Below are 26,238 nucleotides of genomic sequence, written 5' to 3' on the forward strand. Positions count from 1 at the left end.
CGGAACGGGCGACGGGGCCTCGACAGCCGGCGCCGGAACAGGGCGAAGGGCCGGCTGAGCGGCCGCGAGCTGGGCTGGCGCGGGCTGCGCGGCGGGCACCGGCTCGGCCGCACGGGCCGGCGCGGCGGGCAGGCCGCGCTCGAGCCGGTCGAGCCGGGCACCGAGGCCCGAGCGCGAGTCGTCCACCGCGGGAAGCAGCAGGCGGGCGACGAGCAGCTCCAGGTGCAGCCGCGGCGACGTGGCACCGGTCATCTCGGTGAGCGCGTCGTTCGTCAGGTCGGCCGAGCGCGACAGCTCGGACGCGCCGAGGTGCGCGGCCTGCTGGCGCATCGCGGCGAGCTGGTCGGCGGGCAGCCCGTGCAGCGCCGCCTCGGCCGCGTCCCCGGACGCCGCGATGACGATGAGGTCGCGCAGCCGCTCCAGCAGGTCCTCGACGAACCGCCGGGGCTCGTGACCGGTCGAGATGACCCGCTCGACCACCCGGAACGCCGCCGCGCCGTCGCGCGCGGCGATCGCCTCGACCACGTCGTCCAGGAGCGACGACTGCGTGTACCCGAGCAGCGCGGCCGCGCTCTCGTACTCCAGCGCGCCGTCCGCGCCGGCGATGAGCTGGTCGAGCACGGAGAGGGTGTCGCGCACGGAGCCGCCGCCGGCCCGCACGACGAGCGGCAGCACGCCCGCCCCGACGCCGACCCCCTCCGACGAGCAGAGGTGCTCGAGGTACGGCACCAGCACGTCGGGCGGCACGAGCCGGAACGGGTAGTGGTGCGTGCGGGAGCGGATCGTGCCGATGACCTTGTCGGGCTCGGTCGTCGCGAAGATGAACTTCACGTGCGGCGGCGGCTCCTCGACGATCTTGAGCAGGGCGTTGAAACCCTGGTTCGAGACCATGTGCGCCTCGTCGAGGATGAAGATCTTGTACCGGTCGCGCGCGGGCGCGAACGTGGCCCGCTCGCGCAGCTCGCGCGCGTCGTCGACGCCGCCGTGGCTCGCGGCGTCGATCTCGACGACGTCGAGGCTGCCCGGGCCGCCGCGCGCCAGCTCGACGCACGACTCGCAGACGCCGCAGGGCGTGTCGGTCGGGCTGGCCTCGGTGTTCTGCGCGCAGTTGAGGATGCGCGCGAGGATCCGCGCGGACGTCGTCTTCCCGCAGCCGCGCGGCCCGGAGAAGAGGTACGCGTGGTTGACCTGGCCCGAGCGCAGCGCCTGCCGCAGGGGCGCGGTGACGTGGTCCTGCCCGATGACCTCGGCGAAGCTCTCCGGCCGGTAGCGGCGGTACAGGGCGGTCGTCACGCGCACACCCTAGACGCCGCCACCCACGCGCGCCGCACCCCGGTGCACCCGTCCGGACGGCCTCAGCCGGCCAGCACCAGGCCCGCGAGCGCCACGACGACGAGCGACCCGACGGGCGTCACCCAGGCCCGCGCGCGCTCGCCCATCCGCGAGCCCGCGGCCGACCCGCCGAGCGCGAGGACGAGCTGCCAGGCCAGCGAGGCGAGGCCGGCGCCGACGACGAAAGCGACCGCGGCCCAGCCGCCGGGCGACCCGAGCCGGGCGACCGCGCCGACCGCGACCGTGGCGAACACCAGCGCCGTCAGCGGGTTGACGAGCGTCAGGGCGACGAAGCGCAGGTACGTCGTCCGCTGCGCGCCCAGGAGCGCCGGGACGGGCGGCTGCGTGCGCGTGCGCCACCAGGCGGCCAGCCCCCAGAGCCCGACGACCGCGAGGACGACCGCCGCGACCACGTGCACGGCCCGCTCGTGCCGGCCGAGCGCCGCGGCGAGCTGGGAGCCGACCAGCACCGCGGCCACCGCGTACAGCAGGTCGACGGTAGCGATGCCCGCCGCGGCGGCCACGGCGGTGCGGCGCCCGCGGACGAGCGCCTCCTGCAGGAGCAGCACCGCGACGGGGCCCACGGGCATGGCGACGGCGAGCCCTGCGAGCGCACCGAGTCCGAAGGCCTTCATGAGGTCCAGGGTCCCGCGTCCGGCCGGTGATCCGAAGCGAAATCGCGTGTGGCCGTGCCCACGTCGGCGCGCGGCAGGGGCGCGTCAGTCGGCACGGACGGTCGTCGTCGCCAGCACCTGCCGCAGCAGGGGACGCGACGCCTCGACCGCGCCGAGGACGAGCAGGACCCCGCCGGCCAGGCACGCGGCGAGCAGCACCAAGCCCCGCGGGTCCTGGACGGCCGCGACGCCGAACAGCGGCAGCAGCAGGAGCAGGGCGAGCGCCGCCGAGCCGACGGAGACGAGCACGACGGGCCCGAGCACCTCGCGCCGGCGGACGCGGTGCAGGAGGTCGGCGGGCACCCCGGCGAGCGTCTGCAGCACGAGCTCGCGGCGCCGGTCGAGGACCGCGGCGGCCTGCGTCACGCCCGCGCTCGTCGCCGCGACGACGAAGCTGATGGCCAGGGTCAGCATGCCGCCGGTCATGAGGTCGCGGCCGACGACGTCCATCCCGTCCTGCGCACCCACGCCCTGGACGAGCACCGGCAGGACCGCGAGCGCCCCGGCGACGAAGCCGGCGAGCGCGAGCCCGCCGACGACGCGCCACGCCGCCCGGGGGTCGCCCGCCAGCCGCCGCGCGGCGAGCAGCTGCTCCGGCGTGCGCGCCCGCTTCACGCGCCGTCGTCCGAACACGCCCAGCACCCACGGGCCCATCGCGTTCAGGCAGGCGAACGCGATCGCGAACATGCCGAGGAGCACGGCGACCGCCGCCGCCCCGAAGGCGCCCAGCACCTGCGTCACGACGACGAACGCGGCCATGGCGACGACGGCGACGACGACGCGCACCGCGCGGGTGCCCGGCGGGGTGACCCGCTGCGAGACGCCGAGCGGCGTGACGACGACCCGCCGCAGCGTGACCGCGCCCGACCCGGCCGCCAGGAGCGGCACCGCGACGAGCGCCACCACCGGCGCCTGCCAGCCGGTCCACAGCTCGGCGGCGGCGAGCGGCCGGCCCTGGAACGTGAACCGGGTCCACAGCGGCAGGAGCGCGAGGTAGCCGACGAACCCGAGCGCGGCGCCGACGAGGCCCTGCACGGCCGTCTCGACGAGCGTGAGCCCGACGACCTCGCGCGGCGTGGCCCCGAGCAGGCGCAGCGCGGCGAGGCGGGCGTCGCGCCGGGCGACGCCGAGCCGGGCGGCCGCCCCGCCGAGCGTGAGCAGCGGGACGACGAGCACGACGAGCGCCGTCCAGGCGAACGTGACGTACATGCCGCGCTGCTCCGGCGGGACCGCGAGGCCGGGCGCGTCGACACGCCCGCTGAACGCCAGGAGCCCGCCGACGACGCTCAGCGCCAGCGCCGTCATCGCGGCGAACGCGCCGACGGCGAGCACGGTGGTCCGCCGCGCGTCGCTGCCGCCGGCCCGCTGGAGCCTCGGGGCGAGGCCGACGACGGGCGACACCCGCCGCCGGCGGACGGGCGGCACCGGGATGTCGGCGACGAGCGCGTCGCTCACCGGCGCACCCCCGCCGTGAGGCCGTGCTCCGGCCGGTCCGGCGCGCCGGGGAGGGTGGGGTCTGCGAGGGCGGTCCGTCCCGGCGCCCCCTCCGGCGCCGGGACGGTCCGCCCGTCTCGCACGACGACGCGCCGGCCGCACCAGCCGGCGACCTGCTCGTCGTGCGTCACGACGACGAGGGACGCCCCCACGTCCCGCGTCGCCCGGGTCAGGACGTCCATGACGCCGTGCCCCGTGGTCTGGTCGAGCGCGCCCGTCGGCTCGTCCGCGAAGACGACCGAGGGCCGGGTGACGAGCGCGCGGGCGACCGCGACGCGCTGGGCCTGCCCGCCGGACATCTCGCCCGGCCGCCGGCCCTCCATCCCCTCGAGCCCGAAGGCGTGCAGCCACCGCGCGGCGACCGCCTCCGCCTCGGCGCGCGTCGCCCCGAGCAGCATCGCCGGCAGCGCGACGTTCTCCACCGCCGTCAGCTCCGAGACGAGCTGGCCGAACTGGAACACGAACCCGAAGTGCTGCCGGCGGACCAGGGAGCGCTGCTTCTCGCCCGCCGCGCTGACGTCGACCGGCGCGGCGCCCTCCGGCCGCAGCGCCACCGATCCCTCGTCGGGCAGGAGGATCCCGGCGAGGCAGTGCAGCAGCGTCGACTTGCCGGAGCCCGACGGCCCCATGACGGCGACCGACTCCCCCGGCGCGACGTCGACGTCCACGCCGTCGAGCGCGACGGTCGGGCCGAACCTCTTGACGAGGCCGCGGGCGGTGAGACGGGCAGCGGTGTCGGGCATGCCCCCAGCCTGGGCGGCGGGCGACGTCGCGGGCGTCGGCCGAGGGGCTGGTCCTGCCCTCGTCGCCGTGCGACCTGAGGCGGACCCCGCCCCCCCGGCAGGACCGCAGGAGGACCCGGGCATGCAAGGACCCCTCGCGCACCCGCCAGAGCTCGCCTGCCCTTGCTGCCTTCCGGCCCTGGGGGAGTTCAGCGAGATGACGCCGCACGAGGGGTCTGCCGCCCATCCTAACGGAGCCGCCGCCCACCCCCGACCCGCGCCCGCCGCCTGTGCCGACCCCCCACTCCCCTCCCGCCAATTCGTAGCCGGGCGATCAGTTCGGTGCGTGCGCCCTACGACGTCGTCGCCGGCCTACGAACTGGCGGGTGGGCGGGCGCGAGCGGGCGGCGCCGGGCACGGCGAGGTGGCGCGGGTCAGTCGAGGGCGCGGAGCGTCCGGTCCGGGGCGTCGAGGAAGGCGCGCCAGGTGCGGACGAGGTCGAGGTCCTCCCACGCGCAGCGACGCATGCCCCACTCGCCCAGCTCCCAGACGTCGGCGCCGGGCAGGGCCGCGAGCACGGGCGAGTGCGTCGACAGCAGCACCTGCGAGCCCTCCTCGGGCGCGCGGGCCAGGCGGCTCACCAGCGCCAGGCAGCTCGTGAACGACAGCGCCGCCTCCGGCTCGTCGAGCACGTAGAAGCCGCGGCGGTGCATCCGGTTGCCGACGAGCTCGAGGAACGACTCGCCGTGCGACATCCGGTGGAAGTCGGGGTCGTACCCGCGGCCGGGGTTGTCCTCGAGGAAGGAGTAGAAGGCGTGCATCGTCTCGGCCCGCAGGAAGAACCCGTGCCGCGGCCGGCCGATCGCGCGCTCGAGCTGCAGGTGCTGGGCGAGGCCGGACTCGGTCCGTCGCGTCGAGTACCCGGACCCGATCGACCCGCCCTCCGGGCCCATCCCGTACGCCTCGGCGACCGCCTCGACGATCGTGGACTTGCCCGCGCCGTTCTCGCCGACGAGCACCGTCAGCGGCGCGAGCTCCCAGCCCTCGGTCTGCAGCTGCCGCACGGCGGGGACGCCCGAGAACCACTCGTCCTCGGGCAGGGACCCGGGCCGCACCCGCACCACCGCCGCGCCCGCGCCCACGCCGGCCACGCTAGCGGCCGCGGGTCCCTCCAGGAGCGCGTCCCGGATGCCGATGCAGCGGCGAGGCCCGGCAGCGGCCGGCGAGGAGAGGCACGATGAGCGACGTCCGCCCGGGGTGGTACCCCGACCCGCAGCAGCCCGGGTGGCAGCGCTGGTTCGACGGCGAGCGGTGGACGCCCCACGTGCAGCCCGCGCCCCCGGGTGCGCTGCCGGCCGCGCCCTACGGCGCCGGGCCGAGGCGGCGGACGCCGACGGGCGTCATCGTCGGCGTCGTGGTGGGCGGCTGCGTCGCGGCGCTCGTCCTGGTCGGCGTCGCCGCCGCGATCGCCGTGCCGGCGGTGGTGCGGCAGCAGGAGAAGGCGGAGGTCGCCGCCCTCACGTGCGACGACGCCGTCGAGGACGCGGTCGCCCTCTCGCAGGACGACGACGAGATCCCGGTGGTCTCGATCGACGACGTCACCCTGGTGGAGGACCGCCGGGCCGACTTCCGGCGGCCGAGCGGGACCGGCGACGTGCTCGTCCTCACCTGCGCGGGGTCGGCGACCTGGGAGGACGGCTTCACCGCCGACGCGACGGTCGAGCTCTACCTCGACGCGGAGCTCACCCACCTCGTCGCGCTCGACTGGGACGAGTGAGCGCGCGGCAGACTGGGCGCTGACCCGCCGCCGATCTCCCGGGAGGCTGCCGTGCACGTCGAACCGGTCGTCGAGCCCGACGAGCTCGCGACGCTGCACGCCTCGGTCCTCGCGCCGTCCTTCCCGCCCGACGAGCTCGAGACCGCCGCCGGGATGGCGGAGGCCCTGCGGCGCGGGACGCTCGTGGCGGCCGTCGCGCGGGGCGACGACGGCACCGCGCTGGGCCTCGCGACCGGCAGCTGGTCCGCCGGGACCGGCGTCCTGCTCCTCTCGTACCTCGCCGCGGCGCCGGGCGTGCGCGGCGGCGGCGTCGGCGGGGCGCTGCTCGGCGCGGCGCTCGCGGCCTGGGTCGGACGGCTGGACCCGCTCGTCGTGCTCGCCGAGGTGGAGGACCCTGCCGCGGTGACCGGCGACCGGCCCGTCGACCACGGTGACCCGGCCGCCCGCCTGCGGTTCTACCAGCGACGCGGCGCCCGGTCGCTGCCGGTCCCCTACGTGCAGCCCGCCCTGCACCCGGGCGGGCGGCGCGTCCCCGGGATGCTCCTGCTGGCCCTCGCGGTCCGTGCGGACCTCGTCGACGACGACGGCGCATGGCGGCTGCCGGCCGCCCCGCTGCGCGACTTCCTGACCGGGTACTACGCGCAGACCGAGGGCGGATCGCCGCCGCCGGAGCTGCTCCGCCCGCTGGACCGCACGGAGGTCGTGCTGCCCCTCTGAGCGGCGCCGCTGCGGGTGACCGACGCGGTGTTGGTCAGATGCCGACGCCGCGTCGGGAACGGGCCGCCGGGCCGCGTCAGCTCTCGCCCGGCCCGGCGGTCCGCGCGACGTCGTCGAGGTAGGCGCCGACCAGGGAGGCCGCGGCGGCGTACGCGCGCTCGAGGTCACCGTCCTGCTCGACCCGCCGCGAGGCGGCGTGGACGACCGCGTTGACGAGCTCGGCCGTCGTCCCCGGGTCCGGCACGCCGAGCTCTGTCAGCGCGTCCAGCAGGGGCAGGAGCAGCTGCTCGTGGAACGCGCGTGACTCGCGCGCCAGGTCCTCGCCCGGCGCGACGAGGGACAGGGCCCGTGCCAGCGCGTGCTCACCGTCGGCGACCAGCTCGAGGTTCCCCCGGACGAACGCGAGCACGCGCGCCGCGGGGCCCTCGGCCGCGGCGAGCCCGGCGTCGAGGCGTTCCTGCCACCGGGGGAACGAGTCGCGGACGAGCGCGCGCAGCAGGTCGTCCCGCGAGCGGTAGTACTGGTAGACGCTGGAGCGCGACAGGCCGGCGAGGTCGCCGACCTCGGCGAGCGTCGGGAGGCTGCCCGGCTCCGCCGTCAGCAGGCGACGAGCCGCGTCCAGCAGCGCCCGCTCGCGTGCGGCACGGTGCTCGGCGACGGTGGGCGCATCGATCCGCGGCACGACGCCCCACCCCTTCCGACTCCCGCGGGCAGGCCGCCCGGCACCGGCCCACTCTAGGTCGCCTGCGCGGCTCGACCTGCGGCGACGCGAGGCGCGCCGCAGGTCGCCGGGCCCCCGGTCCGCGGGCGGGACGGCGGCGTCCGCGGCCCCGCACGTCGGGTACCCTGGTCCGGCGTCAGGAGGCGTGCGACCCCGCGAGGGCCGCGCCTGCTGCACCAGGAGGATTCGCCTAGTGGCCTATGGCGCACGCTTGGAAAGCGTGTTGGGTGCAAGCCCTCGGGGGTTCGAATCCCCCATCCTCCGCCAGCCGAAGGGCCCGTGACCCGCGAGAGCGCGTGACGGGCCCTTCGCGTTCCGGACCGTCGACCACGAGGAGCACACCGTGTGCAGCCCCGCCCCCTGCAGCACGTGCGGCAAGACGACCTGGACCGGGTGCGGGCTGCACGTCGAGGCCGCCCTGGCCGACGTCCCGCAGGACCAGCGCTGCACCTGCCCCTGACGCGTCGCCCTCCGCACGGCGCTCAGCCGGCGTGGGCCACGTGCAGCGCCGCCGCGAGGTAGCGCTCGGTCACGCGGGCCTGGACGGCACGCGCCACGGGCCCGCCCGCGCGGACGAACCAGCGGCCGGGACGGCTCACCGCGGTCACGCGGAAGACGAGACCGTCGGGACCACGCTCCACGGCGAACCGCTCGACGCCGTGCTCGGGGTGACCCGGCAGCGAGGCGTAGACGAGCGCGACGACGTCGTCGCTGCGGACGACCTCCAGGACGCGGCACGGCGCCGCGAGCACGAGCGGGCCGACGGCGAGCTCGCTGACCACCGTGGACCCCGCGCGCGCCGGACCGTCCGCGTCCACCCGGAGCCCCGCGAGCCGGTGCAGGCGCCAGGTGGTGAGCGCCTCCCCCACCGCACGGGGTGAGCCGCCGGGCAGCGGCGTGGCCGCCGACAGCACGCGGAAGCCCGGCGGCGGGGCGGCCAGCAGGGCGGCCGACGGGTGCTCGCCGGCGGCGCTCGCGGCGGCGAGACCAGGACCGATGCGCACGTCAGCAGGCTACGCGGGGCCGTCGTCGTCCCCCGGACGGGTGTGGCCCGGATCACCCGGCGCGAACGGGCGAATCCCCTCGGAACCGGGCGTGGCGGGCACAGGGCCGTCGATAGGGTCGGCGCGCCCGTCGCAGCCGACGGCGTTCTCGAGCGGGGTCTCCCGCAGGGGGCCGCACGATCAAGGAGAAGCATGAGGCGTCGTCTCGCCATCGTCCTGGGAGCGGGGTTGAGCCTCGTGCTCGCCGCCGGCCCCGCCACCGCCGTCACCGCCCCGCCGACCCCGACGCCCCGGGCCGCCGACGTGGACACCTCGGCCGTGTCCGGCACCGTCGAGATCCTCGCGGGCGACGACTTCGAGTCCGGCACGTCCACGCAGGTCGCGCACGTCGTGACCGACGAGGGCCGCGTCGAGATCCCGAGCCGGCTCGCGCAGGACCTCGTCGCGGGCTCGACGGTGGAGGTCACGACGGACGCGGGAGGGGACGTCACGGGCGTCGCGCCGCTGACCGCGCCCGCGCCGACGGCAGCCGCGCCCGACAAGGGCACCCACGAGCTCGTCTTCATGCCCGCGACCGTCGGGACGACCGCGCCGCCGCTCACCACGGCCCAGCAGGCGCAGGACCTGACGACGAAGGTCGACGCCTACTACAACACGGTCACCAAGGGCGCGATCCGCTTCACGCGCGGCTCGGTGGTCCCCTTCACCGTCGCGTCCGCGACGAGCGCGAACAGCTGCTCGGCCGAGGCGCTCTACACCGCGGCGGTGGCCAAGCTCGGCACCGCGGCGAAGTCGCGCTTCCACCACATCGTGATCGTCACGCCCGACATCGCGGGCTGCTCGTTCGCGGGCCTGGGCTCGATGGCGCCCTACCAGGACGGCCGCCAGCGGATCTGGCTGTTCGGCACCGAGGCCGTGCGCTCCGGCGTGCTCGCGCACGAGCTCGGCCACAACTTCGGCCTCGAGCACTCCGACCAGCTGCTCCCGTCGTGCGCCAACCCGACGACGCCGACGCAGGCGCTGTCGTCGAGCTGCTTCGAGGAGTACGGCGACCCGTGGGACGTCATGGGCGGCATGTACTACTCGTCCTCGCGTGACGTCGTCGGCCACATGTCGGCCTCGCACCTGGACAAGCTCGGCCTGCTGCCCGCTGCGGAGAAGGTGACGCCGCGGTCGACCGCCACGGTACGCCTGACGCCGGTCGCGAAGGGCACCGCCCCGCAGGGCTCGTACCGCCTGCTCTCCATCCCGTACGGCTCGCGCGTCTACACCGTGGAGTACCGCCAGGCGACGGCCGGCACCCTCGACTCCTGGATCAACACGGCCTACAACCCCTCGCGGGGCGCGGCCGGGTCCGGCGTCGTCATCCGCCTCGCGGACGTCAACGGCGCCAACCAGGAGACGTCGTTCATGCCCCCGGGCGCGGCGACGCGCGCGTGGCAGGCGGGCCAGACCTTCACCGCCGGCGCGCTGTCGATCAAGGTCGTCTCCGCGGACGCCAACGGCGCCTCGATCGCCGTCACCCGTGACATCGACACCGGCAAGCCGTCCTTCGGCACGGTCGGCTACCCGTACGACTACATGACGGTCAGCGGCCGCGGCGACGTCCTCGAGCGCAGCGACCTCAAGGTCGTGTGGACCTCGGTCAAGGACACCGGCTCGGCGGTCGCCACCGTCGCGCTCGTCGTCGACGGCAAGCAGCGCGTCGTCACGCCGCGCCCCGCGCCGTACACGCCGCTGAAGTACTCGCTGAGCAACGGCAAGCACACCTGGCAGCTCGTCGCGCGCGACGTCTTCGGCAACGCGGTCAGCACGACGAAGCGCGTCGTCTTCGTCGACACCGCCAAGCCGAAGGTGACGGCCAAGCCGGCCGCGTACCTGACGAACGGCACGGTGTCGACCAAGACCGTCCCGGTGAAGGTCAAGTGGGGCATGTCCGACGCGTGCGGGTTCTTCTGGACCGGCGTGCAGGGCTCGAACGGCCTCGACAAGGCGTACACGAAGGCGGTCACGGCCGTCACCTCGCGCCTCACCTTCAAGCAGACGTCGCAGTTCGCCTTCCAGGCGCAGGACTGCGCGCTCACGCTGACCCCGGTGACGCTCGGCCCGAAGACGACGGCCTCGCTCGTGAGCACGCCCTCGTCGACCGCGTACAAGGGCTCGTGGGCGACCGTGACGGGCTCGAAGTACCTGGGCAAGTCCGCCAAGGCGTCGAAGAAGGCGGGCGCGTCCGTCACCTACAAGGTCAAGGCGCGCGCCATCGGCGTCGTCGTGACCAAGGGCAAGGGCTACGGCAAGGCCTACGTCTACGTCGACGGCAAGAAGGCCGCGACGGTCGACCTCTCGGCGAGCTCGACGGCGTACGGCAAGCTCGTCTACAGCAAGAACTGGTCGACCGCCGGCACGCACACGATCAAGGTCGTGGCGACGTCGTCGAAGAAGGTCGTGGTGGACGGGTTCGTCCGCCTCTCCTGACCCGAGCAGCGCCGGACGGCGGGCACCCCTGCGGGGGCGCCCGCCGTCCGTCGTCTCCGGCCCCTGCCCCTGCGGTGCCGGCCTGCCCCCTCCCCCGCACGAGTTCGTAGGGCGGCGACGGCTTCGTAGGTCCGGAGCGACGAACTCGTCGCCAGGCTACGAACTCGCGGGTGTCCGGAGGCGGGTGCGGCGACGGGGGACGGACGCCCGGCAGCGGGCCGGAGGTAGCCTGCGGCCGTGGCCGACGACGCTCGCCCCCACGTCGTCGTGGTGGGCTCCGGGTTCGGTGGGTCCGTGGCGGCGCTGCGGCTCTCCGAGAAGGGGTACCGCGTCACGGTGCTCGAGGCCGGCAGGCGGTTCACGCCCGAGACGCTGCCCCGCACCTCGTGGGACGTGCGGCGGTTCCTGTGGGCGCCCCGGCTGGGCTGGCTCGGCATCCAGCGGATCCACGTGCTGCCGGACGTCGTGGTGCTGGCCGGCGCGGGCGTCGGCGGCGGGTCGCTCGTGTACGCGAACACGCTCTACCGGCCGGAGTCCGACGCGTTCTGGGACGACCCGCAGTGGTCCGCGATCACCGACTGGCGCGACGAGCTCGCGCCGCACTACGACCAGGCCCGGCGCATGCTCGGGGTCGTCGACAACCCGACGACGACACCCGCCGATGACGTCGTTCGCGCGGCGGCGCGCGACCTCGGCGTCGAGGGCTCGTTCCGGCTCGCGCCCGTCGGCGTCGTGTTCGGCGAGCCGGGCGCACCGGTGCCGGACCCGTTCTTCGGCGGCGCCGGGCCCGAGCGACGCGGCTGCCTGCAGTGCGGCGAGTGCATGACGGGCTGCCGGCACGGCGCCAAGAACACGCTCGAGACGAACTACCTGTGGCTCGCCGAGCGGGCCGGAGCGCGGATCGTGCCGGAGACGACCGTCACGTCGCTGCGGCCCCGTGCGGACGGCCGGTGGGACGTGGCGACGACGAGGACGGGCCGCCGCTCGCCGCGCGGACGCCTCGTCGCCGACCAGGTGGTGGTGGCGGCGGGCGCGTGGGGCACGCAGGCGCTGCTGCACCGGCTCAAGGCCGACGGGACGCTGCCGCACCTGTCCGACCGGCTCGGCGAGCTGACCCGCACCAACTCCGAGTCCCTCGGCGGCGCGGTCCGGCGGGTGCGCGGGTGGCGGCGGGAGCCCGAGCTGAACCGGGGCGTCGCGATCACGTCGTCGGTGTGGCTCGACGCGCGGACCCACCTGGAGCCCGTCCGCTACGGCCGCGGCTCGAACCTCATGGGTCTGCTCGGCACGGTGCTCACCGACGGCGGCGGGCGGGTGCCGCGCCCGTTGCGCTGGCTCGGCCAGGTCGTGCGGCACCCGCTGCGCGCGTCGTCGGCGCTGTGGGGCATCGGGTCGTGGTCGCAGCGGGCGGTCATCGGGCTGGTCATGCAGACCGGCGGCGCCGCGATCCGCGTCCGGCCGCGGCGCACCTGGCGTGGCGGGTGGCGGCTCACCTCGTCCCCGGACGCGGGCGAGCCGAACCCGACGTGGATCCCGCAGGCCAACGCCGCCTACCGCCGCATGGCCGCGCACGTCGGCGGGTTCGGCGCGAGCAGCCTCGGCGAGATCGTCGACGTGCCGATGACCGCGCACTTCATCGGCGGCTGCACGATCGGCGCCACGCCGGACGAGGGCGTCGTCGACCCGTACCACCGGGCCTTCGGCCACCCCGGGCTGCACGTGCTGGACGGCTCGACGATCTCCGCGAACCTCGGCGTGAACCCGTCGCTCACCATCACCGCCCAGGCCGAGCGCGCGTGCGCGCTGTGGCCCAACGCGGGCGACCGCGACCCGCGCCCGCCCCTCGGCGAGCCGTACCGCCGGACCGCTCCGGTGCCGCCTCGGCGTCCGGCCGTCCCGGCGACGGCCCCGGGCGCCCTACGCCTCACCGTGCTGCGCCGCGACCCTGTGTGACGTGCCCCCGGGGAAGCCGAGGCGCGTGCTGGCAGCATCGCCGCATGGACGTCTACCTCGTGCACCACATCCACCACGCCGCCTTCCTCGACGGGTCGCCCACCGTGCATCGTGGCGACGACGGGGAGCTCGTCTGGGATGAGGAGGACGGCGACGACCTCAAGATGCTGGGGGTCTTCTCCTCCGACGCGGCCGCCGCCCGTGCGGTCGACCACGCGCGGACCCTCCCGGGCTTCCGCGACGAGCCGGACTGCTTCCTCGTCACGCCCCACACGGTCGACACGGCCATGTGGGCCGAGGGGTATGTGTCCGATCCCGACTGACGGCGGCAGGCCGCGGGCCGGTCAGACGTCCTGCGAGTCCGCCACCGGCCCCGCCAGCGCGCGGACCGTGTCGATCGTGTCGGCCTCGGCGGCGGGCTTGTCGTCGCGGTAGCGGAGCACCCGGGCGAACCGCAGGGCGAGGCCGCCGGGGTAGCGGGTGGAGCGCTGGAGGCCGTCGAACGCGATCTCGACGACCTGCTCGGGGCGCAGGGTCACCGTCCAGCCGTCGTCGGCCACCTCGAGCTCGCGGAAGCGCTCCGTCTGCCACGCGAGCATCTCGTCGGTCATCCCCTTGAAGGTCTTGCCCAGCATGACGAAGCCGCCCGCGCCGTCGCGCGCGCCGAGGTGGATGTTCGACAGCAGCCCGGCGCGGCGGCCCGAGCCGCGCTCGACGGCGAGCACGACGAGGTCGAGCGTGTGCCGCGGCTTGACCTTGACCCAGCCGGCGCCGCGCCGGCCGGCCTCGTACGGAGCGGTCGACGCCTTGACGACCACACCCTCCTGCCCGGCGGCGACGACGTCCGCGAACCGCTGCTGGGCCGCGGCGACGTCGTCGGTGACGAGCCGCTCGACCGCGAGCGGACCGGCGACCGCGTCGAGCGCGGCGAGACGGTCGAGCAGCGGCGCGTCGAGCAGGTCGCGGCCGTCGACGTGCAGCACGTCGAAGAAGAACGGCGTGAGGTCGGTCGTCGCCGCCACGTCCGCGTCGCGGGTCGCGCTGCGCGACGCGGTCTCCTGGAACGGGCGGGGACGGCCGGACGCGTCGAGCGCGAGCGCCTCCCCGTCGAGCACCACGTCGGACGCGGGCAACCGGCGCACGGCCGCGACGATCTCGGGCACGCGGTCGGTGATCTCGTCGAGGCTGCGGGTGAACACGCGCACCTCGTCGCCGCGGCGGTGCACCTGGATGCGGATCCCGTCGAGCTTGGTGTCGACGACGACGAGACCGCCGAGCTGATCGAGCGCGGCAGCGACGTCGGGGGCCGACTGCGCGAGCATGGGCCGGACGGGCCGCCCGACGACGAGCCCGAACGACGCCAGCGCCGCCGCGGCCCCCTCGGGATCGGCGGCCGTGAGCGCGGCGACCGCGACCGGTTCCGTCGCACCCGCGAGCATCGCCGCCCGCCGCACGGCCTCGGGCGGCACCCCCGCAGCCTCCGCGACGGCGTCCAGCAGCAGCGCGTCGAGCGACCCCTGCCGCAGCTCCCCGGTGACGAGCCCCCGCAGCAGCCGCTGCTCGTCGGCCGTCGCGGCGGCGAACAGCTGACGCGCGGCGGCCGAGCGGGCCACCGAGGACCCGGGTCCCGACAGCGAGGCCATCGCCTCGAACGCGGCGTCCACCCCGAGCACGGTCAGCGTCGCCTGCTCCGCGGGCCCCGGCAGGCCCGACAGCGACCGCCAGCCCAGGCCCGTGCGGCGCTGGCGCAGCTCGCCGCCGAGGTAGCGGGAGACGACCTCGACGTCGTCGGGCGGCGTGCGGCGCAGCAGGTCGACGAGCAGCGCGCGCTTCGCGAGGCGCGAGCGCGTCGCGGCGACCTGCGTCGAGGTGGCGGCGACGTCGGCGAGGAGCACGCGCCGATCCTCCCGCCCGGCACCGACACCCGCCCGCCGAGCGCCGGCTACGCCGCGATGCGGCTCACCATCGGCAGCCTCGAGCGCGTGAGCAGCCAAGCGCCGCCCGTCGCCAGTAGCGGCACCCCGAGCGCGACGGCCGCGATCGCCGGCCACGGCACGACGACGAGCCACGTGGGGTCGTAGACCTCGAACCGCGCGCGCTCGGAGACCACGAGCACCCGCCCCAGGACGAGCCCCGTCACGGTCCCGACGCTCGCGCCGAGCACGACGAGGACGGCCGCCTGCGCCGCGGCCACCCGTCGCCGGACCCCCGGTGCGGCACCGACGGCGGCGAGCGTGGCCAGGTCCGGCCGCGCCTCGGCGCCCGCGAGGGCCACCGAGATGCCGGTGGCGCCGAGGCCGACGACGACGGCGGCGAGCGCGAGCAACCACACGACGAGCGGCTGCTCCCCGCGGTACCCACGCTCGACGGTGACGTAGCCGGCGCCGTCGGCCCGCATCAGCGCCAGAGCCGCGCGCGACTCCTCCGTCTCGCTCGGCATGCGCGTCGTCGTGGCCAGGAAACCGACGGGGACCGCGACGTACCCGAGGTCGTCCATGACGGGCGGGGGGACGACCAGCCCGTACTGCGCGGGCATCCCGGAGACGCGGCCGGGCACCACGAGGGACCGGTCGGTCGTGTGCTCGCCGGTCTGCGCGTCCCACCGCTCCAGGGCCAGGTGCACCGTCCCGTCGGGCCACAGCGCCCGCTCGTCGGAGACGAGCACGGCCCCGGACCGCAGGGCGGCCGCGTCGTCCTGCGCCCCGGCGAAGCCGAGCCGGCCGACCACGGCGCCGTCGTCGACGAGCGTGCCGCCACCGCCGTGCGCGTCCGTCCAGACCACCTGGTACGAGCCCTCGGCCACGCACCGCGGGTCGCGCCCGAGCTCGCGACGCTCGGCGGGGCTCGCCGCGAGCAGGTCGTCCAGCGGGCACCGCTGGTCGGGCGGCCGCTCGACGGCGACCCACGTCTCGTCGACGGGCAGATCCGCCCCCTGGGGGTCCCGCGTCTCACGGCCCGCCGAGCCCGGCGCGACGGCCAGCGACGCGGCGACGACGTCGCGCACCGGCAGCGTGGCGCGCAGCGCCCGCTCGACCGCGGCGGCCCGCGCCTCGACGTCGTCGCCCTCCGTCGAGAACGACGCGACCACCACCCCCTCCGCGGCGAGCGGCTGGTACTGCGCGCGACGGTGCTGCTCGCCCGACTCGACGTACACGGCCGCGGTGACGACCCCGGCGATCGCAGCCACGATCGCGGCGACCGCCGGGGCGGTGCGGCCGCGCTGGCGTACGGCGTCCCGCACCGCGAACCGCCCCGCGACGCCGAGCCGGGGTGCGAGCCGCCCGACGAGCGCGACGAGCGCACCCGAGCTCAGGACGAGGCCCAGCTCGATGCCCACGACGCCGCCGACGAGCAGCGGGGTGCTCGCCGACCGCACGCTCGCGGCGGCGGCGACCAGCCCCGCCGCCAGCACCACGAGGCCCGCGACGGGGACCGCACGCCGCGGCCGGGCCTCCGACCGCCGTCCGGACAGCGCGGCGACGACGTCCTGCCGCGAGGCCGCCCGGGCCGGGAACCAGGCGGCCGCCGTCGCGACGACGAGCCCGAGGACGACGCCCCAGGGCAGGTACGACCAGGGGACGCGCAGGTCCGGGAACGCCATGACGTCGAGCGCGAGGCACACCCAGCGCACGACGGCGGCGAGCGCGACGCCCGCGACCAGGGCGACGAGCGACGAGGCCGCGCCGATGACGACGCCGCCCAGCAGGACGACCTGCCGCAGGTGCCGACGCTCCGCCCCCGCGGACGCGAGGACCGCGAGCTGCCGCGCCGAGCGCCGCGCCCCGACGGCGAACGCGGGGCCGATCAGCAGGACCGCCTCCAGCACCCCCAGCGCGCCGACGCCCGCGATCATCGCGACCGCCCCGGCGCTGGTGGCCCCGTCGTCCGCGCCGATGCCGAGCGCGGCAAGCTCCGCCCGCGTCGGCGGGTGCGCGACGACGTGCCGGCTGACCACCGTCGAGCCGAGCTCGTTGATCGCGCGGACGTGCTGCCACGTCACCGGCGCGTCCCCGAGGACGAACCAGGCCGCGCGCCCCGCGTCCGCGGGCGCCGGCAGCACGGTGCCGGGGACGGCGTAGACGCTCGCACCCCCGGCCGCGGGCGCGAGGACCCCGACGACCTCGGCGGTCGCCTCACCGAGCTCGACGCCGCCCGTGGCGCTCGGCTGCTCGGGCTGCAGCGTGATCCGGTCGCCGACTCCGACCTGGAGCGCGCGCGCCCACGCGGCGCCGACCGCCACCTGGCCCGGCGCGTCGGGCAGCGTGCCGTCGCGCACGTCCGGCACCACGAGCGCCGCGAGATCCTCGGCGGGCGCCTCCAGCACGGACGACCAGCCCGGCGCCAGCAGATCGCCCGTCGAGAGGCGGGCGCCGCCCTGCCGGACGGCGACGAGGCGGTCCCCGGCCGGCAGCGCACCGGCGAGCGCGTCCTCGTACGAGGCGACGTCGACGGGCTCGACGGCCCCGGGCGCGTCCGCCCCGTACCAGGAGGTCGCGGTCGCGTCCTGCGCGAGACCCGGCTGGATGAGGCCGCCGATCCGCGCCTGAGCCTGGTCACCGAGGATCGCCTGCGCCTGACGGGCCGGCGTCGGGACGGTCGACAGCGCGAGCGTCCCGACGAGGCCGCCGACGAGGATCGGCAGGCCGACCATGACGGCGACGAGCGCCGTGCGTCCCTTCGCGCGACGTGCGTCACGCGCGGCGATGCGCCCCGCGGCACGCAGACCGCGCCACCAGGCGAGCATCAGGCGCCGGCCAGCAGGTGCTCGGCCCGGCTCGGCGCACCGGTGGAGTCCACGACGACGCCGTCCCGCAGGAAGACCGTCCGGTCCGCCCACGCGGCGAAGCGGGCCTCGTGGGTCACGAGCAGGCCGCCGGCGCCCGCGTCGACCCGCGCGCGCAGGATCCGCATGACCTCCTCGCCCGAGACCGAGTCGAGCGCGCCCGTGGGCTCGTCGGCCAGCACGAGGCGCCGCGGCCCGACGAGCGCCCGCGCGATGGCGACGCGCTGCCGCTGCCCGCCGGACAGCTCGTCCGGGAAGCGCCGCGCTAGCTCGGCGATGCCCACCTCGGCCAGCGCTTCCAGCGCCTCGGCACGCGCCCGCCGGGCGGCGACACCGTCGAGCTCGCGCGGGAGCGCGACGTTCTCGATCGCCGTGAGCGCCGGCACGAGGTTGAAGTCCTGGAACACGTAGCCGATCGAGCGCCGCCGCAGCCGGGCCCGCGCCTTCGTCGACAACGACCCCAGGTCGTCGCCCGCGACGGTGACCGTCCCGGCCGTCGGCGAGTCGAGGCCCCCGGCGATGGTGAGCAGCGTCGACTTGCCGGACCCGGACGCGCCCATGACGGCGACGAGCTCGCCGAGCCGCACGTCGAGGTCGACGTCGCGCAGGGCGTGCACCGCCGCCTCGTCGTGCCCGTGCACGCGGCCGACGCCGCGCATCGACAGCAGCACCGGTCCGGGCTCCCGCCCGCTCACCGCTGCACCTGCGGCTCGGGCGCGGGGGCCGTCCCGGCAGCGGCGGCCCCCTGCGCCGCCGCGGCCGGGCCTGCCGGCCGGACGCGCGCCGCCTCGCGGGCCACCCGCGCCTCCACGTGGTCGAGCCAGCGCACCTCCGCCTCGGCGGCGAAGATCAGGTGGTCCAGGACGAGCGACCACGCCAGGTCGTCGCCGGCCTTGTCCGCCTTGAGCAGCGTGTAGTCCCGCAGGGCGCGCATCGACGCGGTCCGCTGGTCCTGGATGACGGCGCGGACGTCGACGCCGGGGGCGGTGGCCGCGAGCGCGATCTTGATGACGAGCTCGTCGCGGGCGGGGGCGGACCGGTCGACCGGCGTGGTCCACCAGGCGGCGGCCGCCTCACGGCCCGCGGGCGTCAGCCCGAACCGCTCGACGTCGGCCTGGTTGTCCAGCGGCTCGACGAGCCCGTCGCGGACGAGCCGCTGCACGGTCGTGTACACCTGCCCGATGTTGAGCGGCCACGTGGCGCCGGTGCGCTGCTCGAACTCCTGACGGAGCTGGTAGCCGTGCATCGGCTGCTCCGCCAGCAGCGCGAGGATCCCCTGCCGGACCGACATCCTGCCTCCCCTGCTTACCGAGTAAGTAACGCGTGACCACCGAGGAGGTTACCGGGTAAGCACCCGACGTCAAGGAGCTCGTCGCCGTTCACCCGTCCGGGCGGTCCCACGGGCGATCCCGGGCCGGGCACCCGGTACCGGGCTACCGTCGAGACGTGCCCCGGTACCGCCACGACGCCTCCGCCTCCGTCCAGGAGGAGGTCGACGCCCTCGTCGAGACGAGCCTCGTGCTCGCCCGCGACCAGCTCGTGCGGTCGGCGGCCTTCAGCCCGTTCGCCGTCGCGGTGACCGTCGACGGCGAGCTGCAGACCTTCACGACGGACCCGGAGCTCTCCGACCGCATCACGACCGCCGACGCGCTGGGCCTGCTCTACGCGAGCGCGGCGGCGGACGACGAGGGGGTCGTCGGGTTCGGGTTCGTCTCGCAGGTGCTGCTCGACGGCGCCGTCGCGGTGCTGGTCGAGGTCGAGCACCGTGAGGGCCCGGCCCTGCGCCTGCACGCCCCCTACCGCCGCACGGGCACCACGCGCGCCGGGGTCGAGCTCGGACAGGTGCGCCTCTCGACGTGGGAGCGCCGCATCTGGCCGTGAGAGGTCAGCCCTCGCTCCACCGCCGCAGGGCCTCGTCGAGCGCCGCGTGCGCCTGGGCGGGCGCCGCGCCGAGCTGACGCGTCACCACGGCCAGCGTCTCGGCCGCGGCGCGCAGCTCGTCGACCGTCGCGGCGGGCGCCGTCCGCTCGAGCACCACCGTCCCGTGCCGGCCCGCCGCCTGCACCCAGCCGTCGCGCGCCAGCGCCTCGTACACCTTGTTCACCGTGCCCCGGGCGAGGCCCAGGTCGGCGGCCAGGTCGCGGATCGTCGGCAGTCGGCTGCCCGGCCGCAGCTGGCCTGACGCGATGAGGCGCTCCAGCTGCACGCGCAGCTGCTCGAACACCGGGACGGCCGACTCCTGGTCGACGTGCAGGATCACTCGGCCACCGGGGCGGCCGCGGCCTGCGGGCGGGCGCGGCGCAGCAGGACCACCGTCACGACGAGCCCCGCGACGACCGTGACGGCCAGCACCACGCCGAGCGCGGGGCCCGGCGTGGGCAGGCCGGCGCCGGAGAGCACCCACGTGGCGACCAGCACCGCCGCGGCGAGCTGCAGCCACGACACCGAGGCGTCGGCGAACGACCGGATCCGCGCGTCGACGGCCTGGGCCCGCTCGGAGAGCACCGGCCGGCGCCGGGTGTGCACGGCGTGCCGGGTCGCCTCCGCCACGGCCGCCATCCCCAGGCCGAGCACCGCGACGAGCAGCGCGTCGCCCCCGTGCCCGACGACGAGCACCACCACCGCGCCGACGAGCGACGCGACCGTGAGGATCCGGGCGGCCCGCACGACGCCGGGGCGAGGGGCGCCGGGACGGGGCCGCAGCGAGGCGGCGACGACGGACGAGCGCGGCTCCGAGAGCCGGAACGTCTCGGCGGAGAGGGCGCCGACGAGGATCCCGGCGAGGGAGCAGAACAGCAGGTCGCCGAGCGGGCTCCCACCGCCGACGCCGATCCGGATCTGCTGGTACCAGCCGATCCCGACGACGAACGCCACGCACGCGCCGAAGATCCCGCCCACCAGGCGGTGCCGCTCGTGCCGTCCGAGGTAGCGCCGGTAGACCTCGGCCTCGTCCGGCGGCACGTCCGCGCGCCCGGCGAGGGCGACCACGTCGCGCTGGCTCGGCGGGCGGCGCAGCGCGACGACCAGGATCGCCACGGAGCCGCCGAGCGCCAGCAGGGTGACGACGGGAAGCCATACCCGTGCCATCAGGACCTCCTCCCGGACGCACCCTTTCGGTCCGTCACATTGTCATAGTACATTGGGCCAATGACGACGACAACGCCCCGCACCGACGAGCCGGTCGACCCGACCCTGGCCACGCTGGTCCCGCGCCGCAGCCGCCTGCGGGACGCGGCCGCCGTGACGGCGGGGGTGCTCGTCGTCCTGCTCGCGCTCGCCTCGGCCACGGTGCTGCGCCCGGGCTTCGACGGCAGCTGGGCCGCCGGCGCGCGCCAGATCGACGGGACCGACCGGCTCGACACCCAGTACTGGCGCGTGCCCACCGGGTGGACCACCGTCACGCTTCTCGGCGTCGAGGACGTGCCCGGGGCGACCGTCGAGGGCGCCTGGCTCCTGCCCTCCGACGGCACGTCCGTGCCGTCCGACCCCGCGGGCGAGGGCGACCCGCTGCCCGCCTCGGCCGCGCCGGGCACGGAGGTGCAGGTCGTCGTCCGGTGGCGCGTCACCGACTGCGAGCGGGCGGCAGCCGCCACGCCGGTGGTCCACCTCCGGTCCGCGCTCGGGCTCCGGTCAACGGTCGACCTGGGCGGCACGCTCGGCGACTCGCTGCTCGGTGAGGACGGCCGGGCCTGCCACTGACCGCGGGCACCGGCCCGCACGACCGCGCCGTCGCAGGTCACAGGTCGGACACGATCTGGTGGCTTTGTGGGTGCGGTGCCGTACGGTAGTCGCCGTAGTCGCTGTGCATCGCTTGTCTGACCAGATTCTCCGTGGATTTACCCGGCTCGCCCGGGCGGACGACGACCACCGTGATTCACCGGTCCCGGCTCACGCCGGGGTCGTCCAACGCCGCAGGAGAGAAGAAGGAACATGGCTGCAGGCACCGTGAAGTGGTTCAACGCCGAGAAGGGCTTCGGTTTCATCGCCCCCGACGACGGCGGCCCGGACGTCTTCGTCCACTACTCCGCCATCAACTCGCGCGGCTACCGCTCGCTCGAGGAGAACCAGAAGGTCACCTTCGACGTGCAGGAGGGCCCGAAGGGTCCCCAGGCGTCGAACGTCGAGCCCGCCTGACGACTTCGTCGGACGACTCGACCTCGACCAGGTCAGGTCTCATGGGAACGGCCAGGACGGTGCACCGTCCTGGCCGTTCCTCATGTCCGTCCCGGAGAGGCTCCGCGTTCCCGTCCGGACCGGTGTGCTGCAGGTCGCCGTTGACCTGCAGCGGGAAGACCGTACCGCCTGTGACGGCGGTCACGTGCCGGTCCGTCCAGAATCCCTCGTCCGGGTGGACGACCTGCGGCTCGGGGCGAACTTCCGCCCCGTTCGCGGCACTCCGCGGACGACGGGTGGGCGCGCTGCGCCCGCCGCCTACACTCGGGGCCGTGATCTTCAAGGCGGTGGGTGAGGGCAGGCCCTACCCCGACCACGGGCTCGAGACCGTGAAGCAGTGGGCGGAGGTCCCGCCGCGCCAGGTGCGTCTCGACGAGCTCGTGACGACCAAGCGGACGCTCGACCTCGACCACCTCCTCGCGGAGGACTCGACGTTCTACGGCGACCTGTTCGCGCACGTCGTCCAGTACAAGGGCGTCCTGTACCTGGAGGACGGGCTGCACCGCGCGGTGCGGGCCGCCCTGCAGCAGCGCCCGATCCTGCACGCCCGGGTGCTGGTGGTCGAGTGAGCCAGGTCGACCGCGACCGCGCCCTGCGGCGCCGGCACATGCACGAGCGCCAGGCCGTCGTCTTCGGCGTCCTGCTCGCGACGCTCGCCGTCGCCGGCCTCGGCGCCGCGGCGATCTTCACCGACGCGATCTCCGTGCCCTTCCTCGACAAGGGCTTCAGCACCGAGCCGAGCGCGACGGCCCGGGCCGAGGCGGTGCCGTGCCCGCCCGAGGGCGCCAAGCCCGTCGCGTACAAGAAGGTCAAGGTCACGGTCTACAACGGCACCCAGAGCCCCGGCCTCGCCGGGGCGACGGGTGAGGCGCTCGCCGAGCGCGGCTTCAAGGTCGCCGGCACCGAGAACGCCCCGACGTCGCTGGACGGCACGGCGCGCATCACGTTCGGCGCCAAGGGCGTCGCCGCGGCCTACACGCTCAGCGCACAGCTGCCCGAGGCCCAGCTGCGGCTCGACGCCCGGGACGACGCGACGGTCGACCTCATCATCGGCGGCGACTTCGTGGACCTGCTGCCGGCCGACGAGGTGCAGCTGGACCCGAAGCAGCCGCTCGAGGGCATGCCGGACTGCGTGCCCTTCGACCAGGTCACCGCTCCCCCGACCCCCGCCGCGACGCCCGCCGCCGGCTGACGGCGCCGGCCCGGCCCACCCGGGCGATCTCACAGCTGAGCCGGGCCCGCCGCCCGCGCCCCCTGGCTACCCTGGGACCCGCACCCGCCCGCCCCTCGCCCGGAGGCCCGCCCTGACCGTCGTCGACCGCCTCCTGCGCTCGCGCCGCGCCCTGTGGACCGCCTTCGTGCTCGTCCACGCGTGGCTCGCGGCCCTCGGGCTCGCCCCGCTGAAGCAGCAGTCCTTCTGGGACCTGACGCTCTACCGCTACTGGATGTGGCTGGGGATCCACGAGGGCCAGTGGCCCGTGCTGTCCGGGGACTGGGTCTACCCCGCCGGCGCGCTGGTGCCGATGCTGCTGCCGTCCGTGGGAGGCACCGACCGGGACGGCCTGTACCTCGTCCTGTGGTGCGTCATGGTCGCGGCGCTCGACGCGGTGGCGGTCGCGATGCTCACGCGCCGGGGCCGGCGCCTGCTGGGTGCCTGGTGGTGGCTCGCCTTCCTCGTGCTGCTCGGCCCCATCGCGATGGGACGCCTCGACGCCGTCGTCGTGCCGCTCGTCGTGGCAGCCCTGCTCGTCGGCCTCTCGCACCCCCGGGTCGCCTCGGTGCTGCTGACCGCGGGCGCCTGGATCAAGGTCGCCCCCGGGCCGCTGCTCGCCGCGCTGTTCCTCGCCGTGCGCAGGCCCTGGCGGGACGTGGTCGCGCCCGCCGCCGCGGTCAGCCTGGTCGTCGTGGGGCTCGTCGTCATGGGCGGCGGCGCGGGGCACGTCGCCTCGTTCCTCGGGGCGCAGGGCACGCGCGGCCTGCAGATCGAGTCGCCCGGCGCGACGCCCTGGGTGCTCCTCGGCCTGGTCTCCGGCTCCGTCGACCGCTACGTCAACCGCGAGCTCATCACGTGGGAGATCCGCGGGCCGGGCTCGAACGTCATGGCCGACTTCCTCGGCGTCGCGTTCGCGCTCGCGCTCGCCGCGGGCGCCCTGCTGCTGTGGTGGTGCCGCCAGCGCGAGGGCGAGCGGTTCTGGCACGACGAGACGGCGCGGGCGCAGCTGCTCGTGCGCGGCGCCATGCTGCTGACCCTCGTGACGATCGTCTTCAACAAGGTGGGCTCGCCGCAGTACATGACCTGGCTGGCGGCCCCGGTGGCCGTCGCGCTGGCGCTGCGCCTGCCGGGCTGGCGCCGGACCGCCGCCGTGACCCTCGGCGTCGGGCTCGCGACCCAGCTCGTCTTCCCGTGGTTCTACAGCCAGATCACCGGCGGCTGGCCGGTCATGTCGCTCGTCCTGGCCGCCCGCAACGTCGCCCTCGTGTGGCTGCTCGTCGTGACGGTGCTGGCGCTCGTGCGCGAGGCGCGTGCGCGCGAGACGGTCGAGCCGGCCCCGGACGAGCCCGGGCTCGAGGCCCGGCCCGCGCGGTAGGCCGCCGCGGTAGGCCGCCCGCCGCGCCGCAGCGCGGCGGGCGGGACGCGTCACGGCAGGTGCGGCGCGATCTCCTGCGCGACGTGCGCCAGGTGGTCGAGGTCGTGCAGGTCGAGCACCTGCAGGTACACCCGCGTCGCGCCGAGCGACGAGAGCCAGCCCAGGCGGTCGACGACCTCCTGGGTCGTGCCCGCGAGCCCGTGCTCGCGCAGCTCGTCCGGCTCGCGCCCGATCGCGGCGGCCCGGCGGCGGAAGGCCGCCTCGTCGCTTCCCACCGCGAGCACGAGCGCGACCGAGAGCGTGAGCGACGAGGCCTCCCGCCCGACCTCGTCGAGCGCGCGCCGGACGTTGGCGAACTTCTCCTCGACCGTCCCCAGCTCGGGGAAGGAGAGGTTGAAGTCGGACGCGTAGCGGGCCGCGAGCGCGGGCGTCCGGACCGGCCCGTTCCCGCCGACCACGATCGGCACCCCGGCGCGCGACGGGTCCAGCGGAGACCGCTGCACCGGCTTGGGCAGGGCCGGCGAGTCCGTGAGCGTGTAGAGCGGACCCTCGTGCGTGTAGGTCTCGCCGACCGGCGTGCGCCACAGGCCCGTGACGACCTCGAGCTGCTCCTCGAGCATGCCGAACCGCCGCGGCGGGAACGGGATGCCGTACGCGGCGTGCTCCTGCTCGAACCAGCCCGTCCCGAGGCCGAGCTCGACGCGTCCGCCGGACATCTGGTCGACCTGCGCGACCTGGATGGCCAGCACGCCGGGGTGCCGGAACGTCGCGGAGGACACGAGCGTGCCGAGCCGGATCCGGCTCGTCTCGCGCGCCAGCCCGGCGAGGGTCACCCACGACTCGGTCGGCCCGGGCAGGCCGTCGCCGCCCATCGCGAGGAAGTGGTCGGAGCGGAAGAAGGCGTCGAACCCGAGCTCCTCGGTCGCCCGTGCGACCGCGAGCTGGTCGTCGTACGTGGCCCCCTGCTGGGGCTCGGTGAAGATGCGCAGCTGCATGGCTCCTACCCTCGCACGGGCCGCCGACCCGCTCGCGCGGTCCTGCTGCGGGCGGGTGAGGTGCGGTGTCGCTGCTCGCGACGGCGGCGGGCGCGTGCGACGGTGAGGGCATGTCGTTGCGCCCGTCGACCCCCGCGGCCGTCGTCCGGGAGACGCTCGACGTGGCGGACTGGCGGCGGCGCGTCGCCCGCACGTACGCCGAGGTCCGGACGATCGCCGAGGACGACCCCGAGGCCGCCCACGGCGTGTGGGTGCAGCAGCGCGACGAGCTGTTCGCGGAGCACCCGGCCTCGCCCCTGAGCGCCGGCGAGCGCGCGTCGTTCGGCGGGCTGGACGTCGCGCGCTACGACCCGGCGTACCGGTTCGAGGCGGAGATCGAGCCGACGAGCGTCCAGCGGCTCGACGTGGCGACGGGCACCGACGGCGTGGTGCCCTACGAGCGGATCGGCACGGTCACCCTCGGCGGGCTCGGCACCGTCGCCGTCTGGGCGCTGCGCAGCTACGGCGGCGGCCTGTTCCTCCCGGTGCGCGACGGGCTCGCGGGCCGCCCCGGCGGCACCTACGGCGGCGGGCGGTACGTGCTCGACACGATCAAGGGCGCGGACCTCGGCGTCCGGCAGGGCCGTCTCGTCGTCGACCTCAACTTCGCCTACAACCCCACGTGCGCGTACGACCCGGCGTGGGCCTGCCCGCTCCCCACGCGCGCCAACACGCTGGCGGCGCCGGTCCCCGTCGGCGAGCTGGCGTGGCCCGAGCCGGCCGGCGGCGCCGACGCCTGACGGCAGGCGAGCGCGTCAGGCGGCGCGCACCGGACGAGGCCGCGCCGGCGA

Annotated in this window: 27 protein-coding genes, 1 tRNA gene and 1 other RNA gene; 14 read left to right on the forward strand and 15 right to left on the reverse strand. The window is 76.1% G+C overall.

Translation table 11 applies throughout. The features are described 5' to 3' along the window. The 6 genes from HGCM_RS02390 to HGCM_RS02410 form a co-directional block, all read right to left on the reverse strand. A partial coding sequence (locus HGCM_RS02390; protein WP_019135291.1) for a DNA polymerase III subunit gamma and tau occupies positions 1-1,293 on the reverse strand: 1,293 nt, incomplete at its 3' end. A 62-nt stretch (positions 1,294-1,355) separates the two neighbouring features. Then, positions 1,356-1,967, reverse strand: a complete 612-nt coding sequence (locus HGCM_RS16520) for a LysE family transporter (protein WP_019135292.1) — start codon at positions 1,965-1,967, stop codon at positions 1,356-1,358. A gap of 84 nt (positions 1,968-2,051) precedes the next feature. Further along, positions 2,052-3,461, reverse strand: a complete 1,410-nt coding sequence (locus HGCM_RS02400; protein WP_019135293.1) for an FtsX-like permease family protein — start codon at positions 3,459-3,461, stop codon at positions 2,052-2,054. After that, positions 3,458-4,243: an ABC transporter ATP-binding protein gene (locus tag HGCM_RS02405; RefSeq protein WP_019135294.1), complete on the reverse strand. Its 786-nt coding sequence runs from the start codon at positions 4,241-4,243 to the stop codon at positions 3,458-3,460. Before HGCM_RS02405 ends, HGCM_RS02400 begins: the two co-directional genes overlap by 4 nt. Positions 4,244-4,365: 122 nt before the next feature. Then, an RNA gene (gene ffs / locus HGCM_RS19015) (signal recognition particle sRNA small type) lies at positions 4,366-4,462 on the reverse strand. Between the two features lie 194 nt (positions 4,463-4,656). After that, entirely contained in the window at positions 4,657-5,364 is a 708-nt protein-coding gene (locus tag HGCM_RS02410) for an AAA family ATPase (protein WP_019135295.1), read from the reverse strand. Between the two features lie 95 nt (positions 5,365-5,459). Between HGCM_RS02410 and HGCM_RS02415 the strand changes: the two genes are divergently transcribed. Next, positions 5,460-5,999, forward strand: coding sequence for a DUF2510 domain-containing protein (locus HGCM_RS02415; protein WP_019135296.1), 540 nt, complete (start codon positions 5,460-5,462; stop codon positions 5,997-5,999). Positions 6,000-6,050: 51 nt separating this feature from the next. After that, positions 6,051-6,716, forward strand: coding sequence for a hypothetical protein (locus HGCM_RS18670; protein WP_019135297.1), 666 nt, complete (start codon positions 6,051-6,053; stop codon positions 6,714-6,716). A 76-nt stretch (positions 6,717-6,792) separates the two neighbouring features. On the opposite strand, the gene HGCM_RS02425 is transcribed toward HGCM_RS18670, so the two are convergent. Continuing rightward, the gene (locus HGCM_RS02425; RefSeq protein WP_019135298.1) at positions 6,793-7,398 is read right to left on the reverse strand and encodes a TetR/AcrR family transcriptional regulator; all 606 of its coding nucleotides are present in this window, start codon (positions 7,396-7,398) and stop codon (positions 6,793-6,795) included. A 218-nt stretch (positions 7,399-7,616) separates the two neighbouring features. Here HGCM_RS02425 and HGCM_RS02430 point away from each other — a divergent pair. Beyond that, positions 7,617-7,704, forward strand: a tRNA-Ser gene (locus HGCM_RS02430). Between the two features lie 76 nt (positions 7,705-7,780). Continuing rightward, a complete protein-coding gene (locus tag HGCM_RS20585; RefSeq protein WP_019135299.1) occupies positions 7,781-7,897 on the forward strand; it encodes a DUF8730 family Cys-rich protein in 117 nt (38 codons plus the stop codon). A 22-nt stretch (positions 7,898-7,919) separates the two neighbouring features. Here the strand turns inward: HGCM_RS20585 and HGCM_RS16530 are convergent, their stop codons facing one another. Next, positions 7,920-8,441 (reverse strand): DUF1990 domain-containing protein, encoded by a 522-nt coding sequence (locus HGCM_RS16530; protein WP_019135300.1) that lies wholly within the window; start codon positions 8,439-8,441, stop codon positions 7,920-7,922. Positions 8,442-8,633: 192 nt separating this feature from the next. Here HGCM_RS16530 and HGCM_RS02445 point away from each other — a divergent pair, with 192 nt between their 5' ends. From HGCM_RS02445 to HGCM_RS02455, 3 genes are all read left to right on the forward strand, one after another. Next, positions 8,634-10,916, forward strand: a complete 2,283-nt coding sequence (locus HGCM_RS02445) for a metallopeptidase domain-containing protein (RefSeq protein ID WP_147572599.1) — start codon at positions 8,634-8,636, stop codon at positions 10,914-10,916. A 237-nt stretch (positions 10,917-11,153) separates the two neighbouring features. Next, complete coding sequence (locus HGCM_RS02450; protein ID WP_019135301.1) at positions 11,154-12,869, forward strand: FAD-dependent oxidoreductase; 1,716 nt, start codon at positions 11,154-11,156, stop codon at positions 12,867-12,869. A gap of 44 nt (positions 12,870-12,913) precedes the next feature. Then, complete coding sequence (locus HGCM_RS02455; protein ID WP_019135302.1) at positions 12,914-13,192, forward strand: hypothetical protein; 279 nt, start codon at positions 12,914-12,916, stop codon at positions 13,190-13,192. Positions 13,193-13,213: 21 nt separating this feature from the next. Here HGCM_RS02455 and HGCM_RS02460 read toward each other — a convergent pair whose 3' ends face one another. From HGCM_RS02460 to HGCM_RS02475, 4 genes are read right to left on the reverse strand one after another with little or no spacing between them, the layout of a single operon-like run. Further along, complete coding sequence (locus tag HGCM_RS02460; RefSeq protein ID WP_019135303.1) at positions 13,214-14,764, reverse strand: ATP-dependent DNA ligase; 1,551 nt, start codon at positions 14,762-14,764, stop codon at positions 13,214-13,216. 47 nt (positions 14,765-14,811) lie between these two features. Next, on the reverse strand, positions 14,812-17,613 hold the full coding sequence (locus HGCM_RS02465) for an FtsX-like permease family protein (protein ID WP_019135304.1): 2,802 nt from the start codon (positions 17,611-17,613) through the stop codon (positions 14,812-14,814). After that, positions 17,613-18,311, reverse strand: coding sequence for an ABC transporter ATP-binding protein (locus HGCM_RS02470; RefSeq protein WP_173390552.1), 699 nt, complete (start codon positions 18,309-18,311; stop codon positions 17,613-17,615). The genes HGCM_RS02465 and HGCM_RS02470 overlap by 1 nt, the downstream gene beginning before the upstream one ends. Positions 18,312-18,343: 32 nt before the next feature. Continuing rightward, positions 18,344-18,943 carry a PadR family transcriptional regulator gene (locus HGCM_RS02475; protein WP_019135306.1) on the reverse strand — a complete coding sequence of 200 codons (600 nt, stop codon included), beginning with the start codon at positions 18,941-18,943 and terminating at the stop codon, positions 18,344-18,346. A 155-nt stretch (positions 18,944-19,098) separates the two neighbouring features. Here HGCM_RS02475 and HGCM_RS02480 point away from each other — a divergent pair, with 155 nt between their 5' ends. Continuing rightward, a complete protein-coding gene (locus tag HGCM_RS02480; protein ID WP_019135307.1) occupies positions 19,099-19,533 on the forward strand; it encodes a hypothetical protein in 435 nt (144 codons plus the stop codon). Positions 19,534-19,537: 4 nt separating this feature from the next. On the opposite strand, the gene HGCM_RS02485 is transcribed toward HGCM_RS02480, so the two are convergent. Together HGCM_RS02485 and HGCM_RS02490 are read right to left on the reverse strand one after the other, a co-directional pair. Next, positions 19,538-19,912 (reverse strand): GntR family transcriptional regulator, encoded by a 375-nt coding sequence (locus HGCM_RS02485; RefSeq protein ID WP_019135308.1) that lies wholly within the window; start codon positions 19,910-19,912, stop codon positions 19,538-19,540. Further along, positions 19,909-20,739 carry a hypothetical protein gene (locus HGCM_RS02490; protein WP_019135309.1) on the reverse strand — a complete coding sequence of 277 codons (831 nt, stop codon included), beginning with the start codon at positions 20,737-20,739 and terminating at the stop codon, positions 19,909-19,911. The genes HGCM_RS02485 and HGCM_RS02490 overlap by 4 nt, the downstream gene beginning before the upstream one ends. 60 nt (positions 20,740-20,799) lie before the next feature. Here HGCM_RS02490 and HGCM_RS02495 point away from each other — a divergent pair, with 60 nt between their 5' ends. The 5 genes from HGCM_RS02495 to HGCM_RS02515 all read left to right on the forward strand — a co-directional run bounded on the left by HGCM_RS02495 (position 20,800) and on the right by HGCM_RS02515 (position 24,413). Then, on the forward strand, positions 20,800-21,351 hold the full coding sequence (locus HGCM_RS02495) for a hypothetical protein (protein ID WP_019135310.1): 552 nt from the start codon (positions 20,800-20,802) through the stop codon (positions 21,349-21,351). A gap of 231 nt (positions 21,352-21,582) precedes the next feature. Continuing rightward, the gene (locus tag HGCM_RS02500; RefSeq protein ID WP_019135311.1) at positions 21,583-21,786 is read left to right on the forward strand and encodes a cold-shock protein; all 204 of its coding nucleotides are present in this window, start codon (positions 21,583-21,585) and stop codon (positions 21,784-21,786) included. 311 nt (positions 21,787-22,097) lie between these two features. Continuing rightward, positions 22,098-22,394: a type II toxin-antitoxin system VapB family antitoxin gene (locus HGCM_RS02505; protein ID WP_019135312.1), complete on the forward strand. Its 297-nt coding sequence runs from the start codon at positions 22,098-22,100 to the stop codon at positions 22,392-22,394. Next, the gene (locus HGCM_RS02510; RefSeq protein WP_019135313.1) at positions 22,391-23,017 is read left to right on the forward strand and encodes a LytR C-terminal domain-containing protein; all 627 of its coding nucleotides are present in this window, start codon (positions 22,391-22,393) and stop codon (positions 23,015-23,017) included. The genes HGCM_RS02505 and HGCM_RS02510 overlap by 4 nt, the downstream gene beginning before the upstream one ends. A 166-nt stretch (positions 23,018-23,183) precedes the next feature. Next, a complete protein-coding gene (locus HGCM_RS02515; RefSeq protein ID WP_019135314.1) occupies positions 23,184-24,413 on the forward strand; it encodes a glycosyltransferase 87 family protein in 1,230 nt (409 codons plus the stop codon). A gap of 50 nt (positions 24,414-24,463) precedes the next feature. Here the strand turns inward: HGCM_RS02515 and HGCM_RS02520 are convergent, their stop codons facing one another. Beyond that, positions 24,464-25,408, reverse strand: a complete 945-nt coding sequence (locus HGCM_RS02520; RefSeq protein WP_019135315.1) for an LLM class F420-dependent oxidoreductase — start codon at positions 25,406-25,408, stop codon at positions 24,464-24,466. 110 nt (positions 25,409-25,518) lie between these two features. On the opposite strand from HGCM_RS02520, the gene HGCM_RS02525 reads away from it, so the two are divergent. Continuing rightward, on the forward strand, positions 25,519-26,187 hold the full coding sequence (locus HGCM_RS02525; protein ID WP_040399306.1) for a DUF1684 domain-containing protein: 669 nt from the start codon (positions 25,519-25,521) through the stop codon (positions 26,185-26,187). Positions 26,188-26,238 lie beyond the last annotated feature (51 nt).

This window comes from Cellulomonas massiliensis JC225 (assembly GCF_000312005.1).
GTDB lineage: Bacteria > Actinomycetota > Actinomycetes > Actinomycetales > Cellulomonadaceae > Cellulomonas > Cellulomonas massiliensis.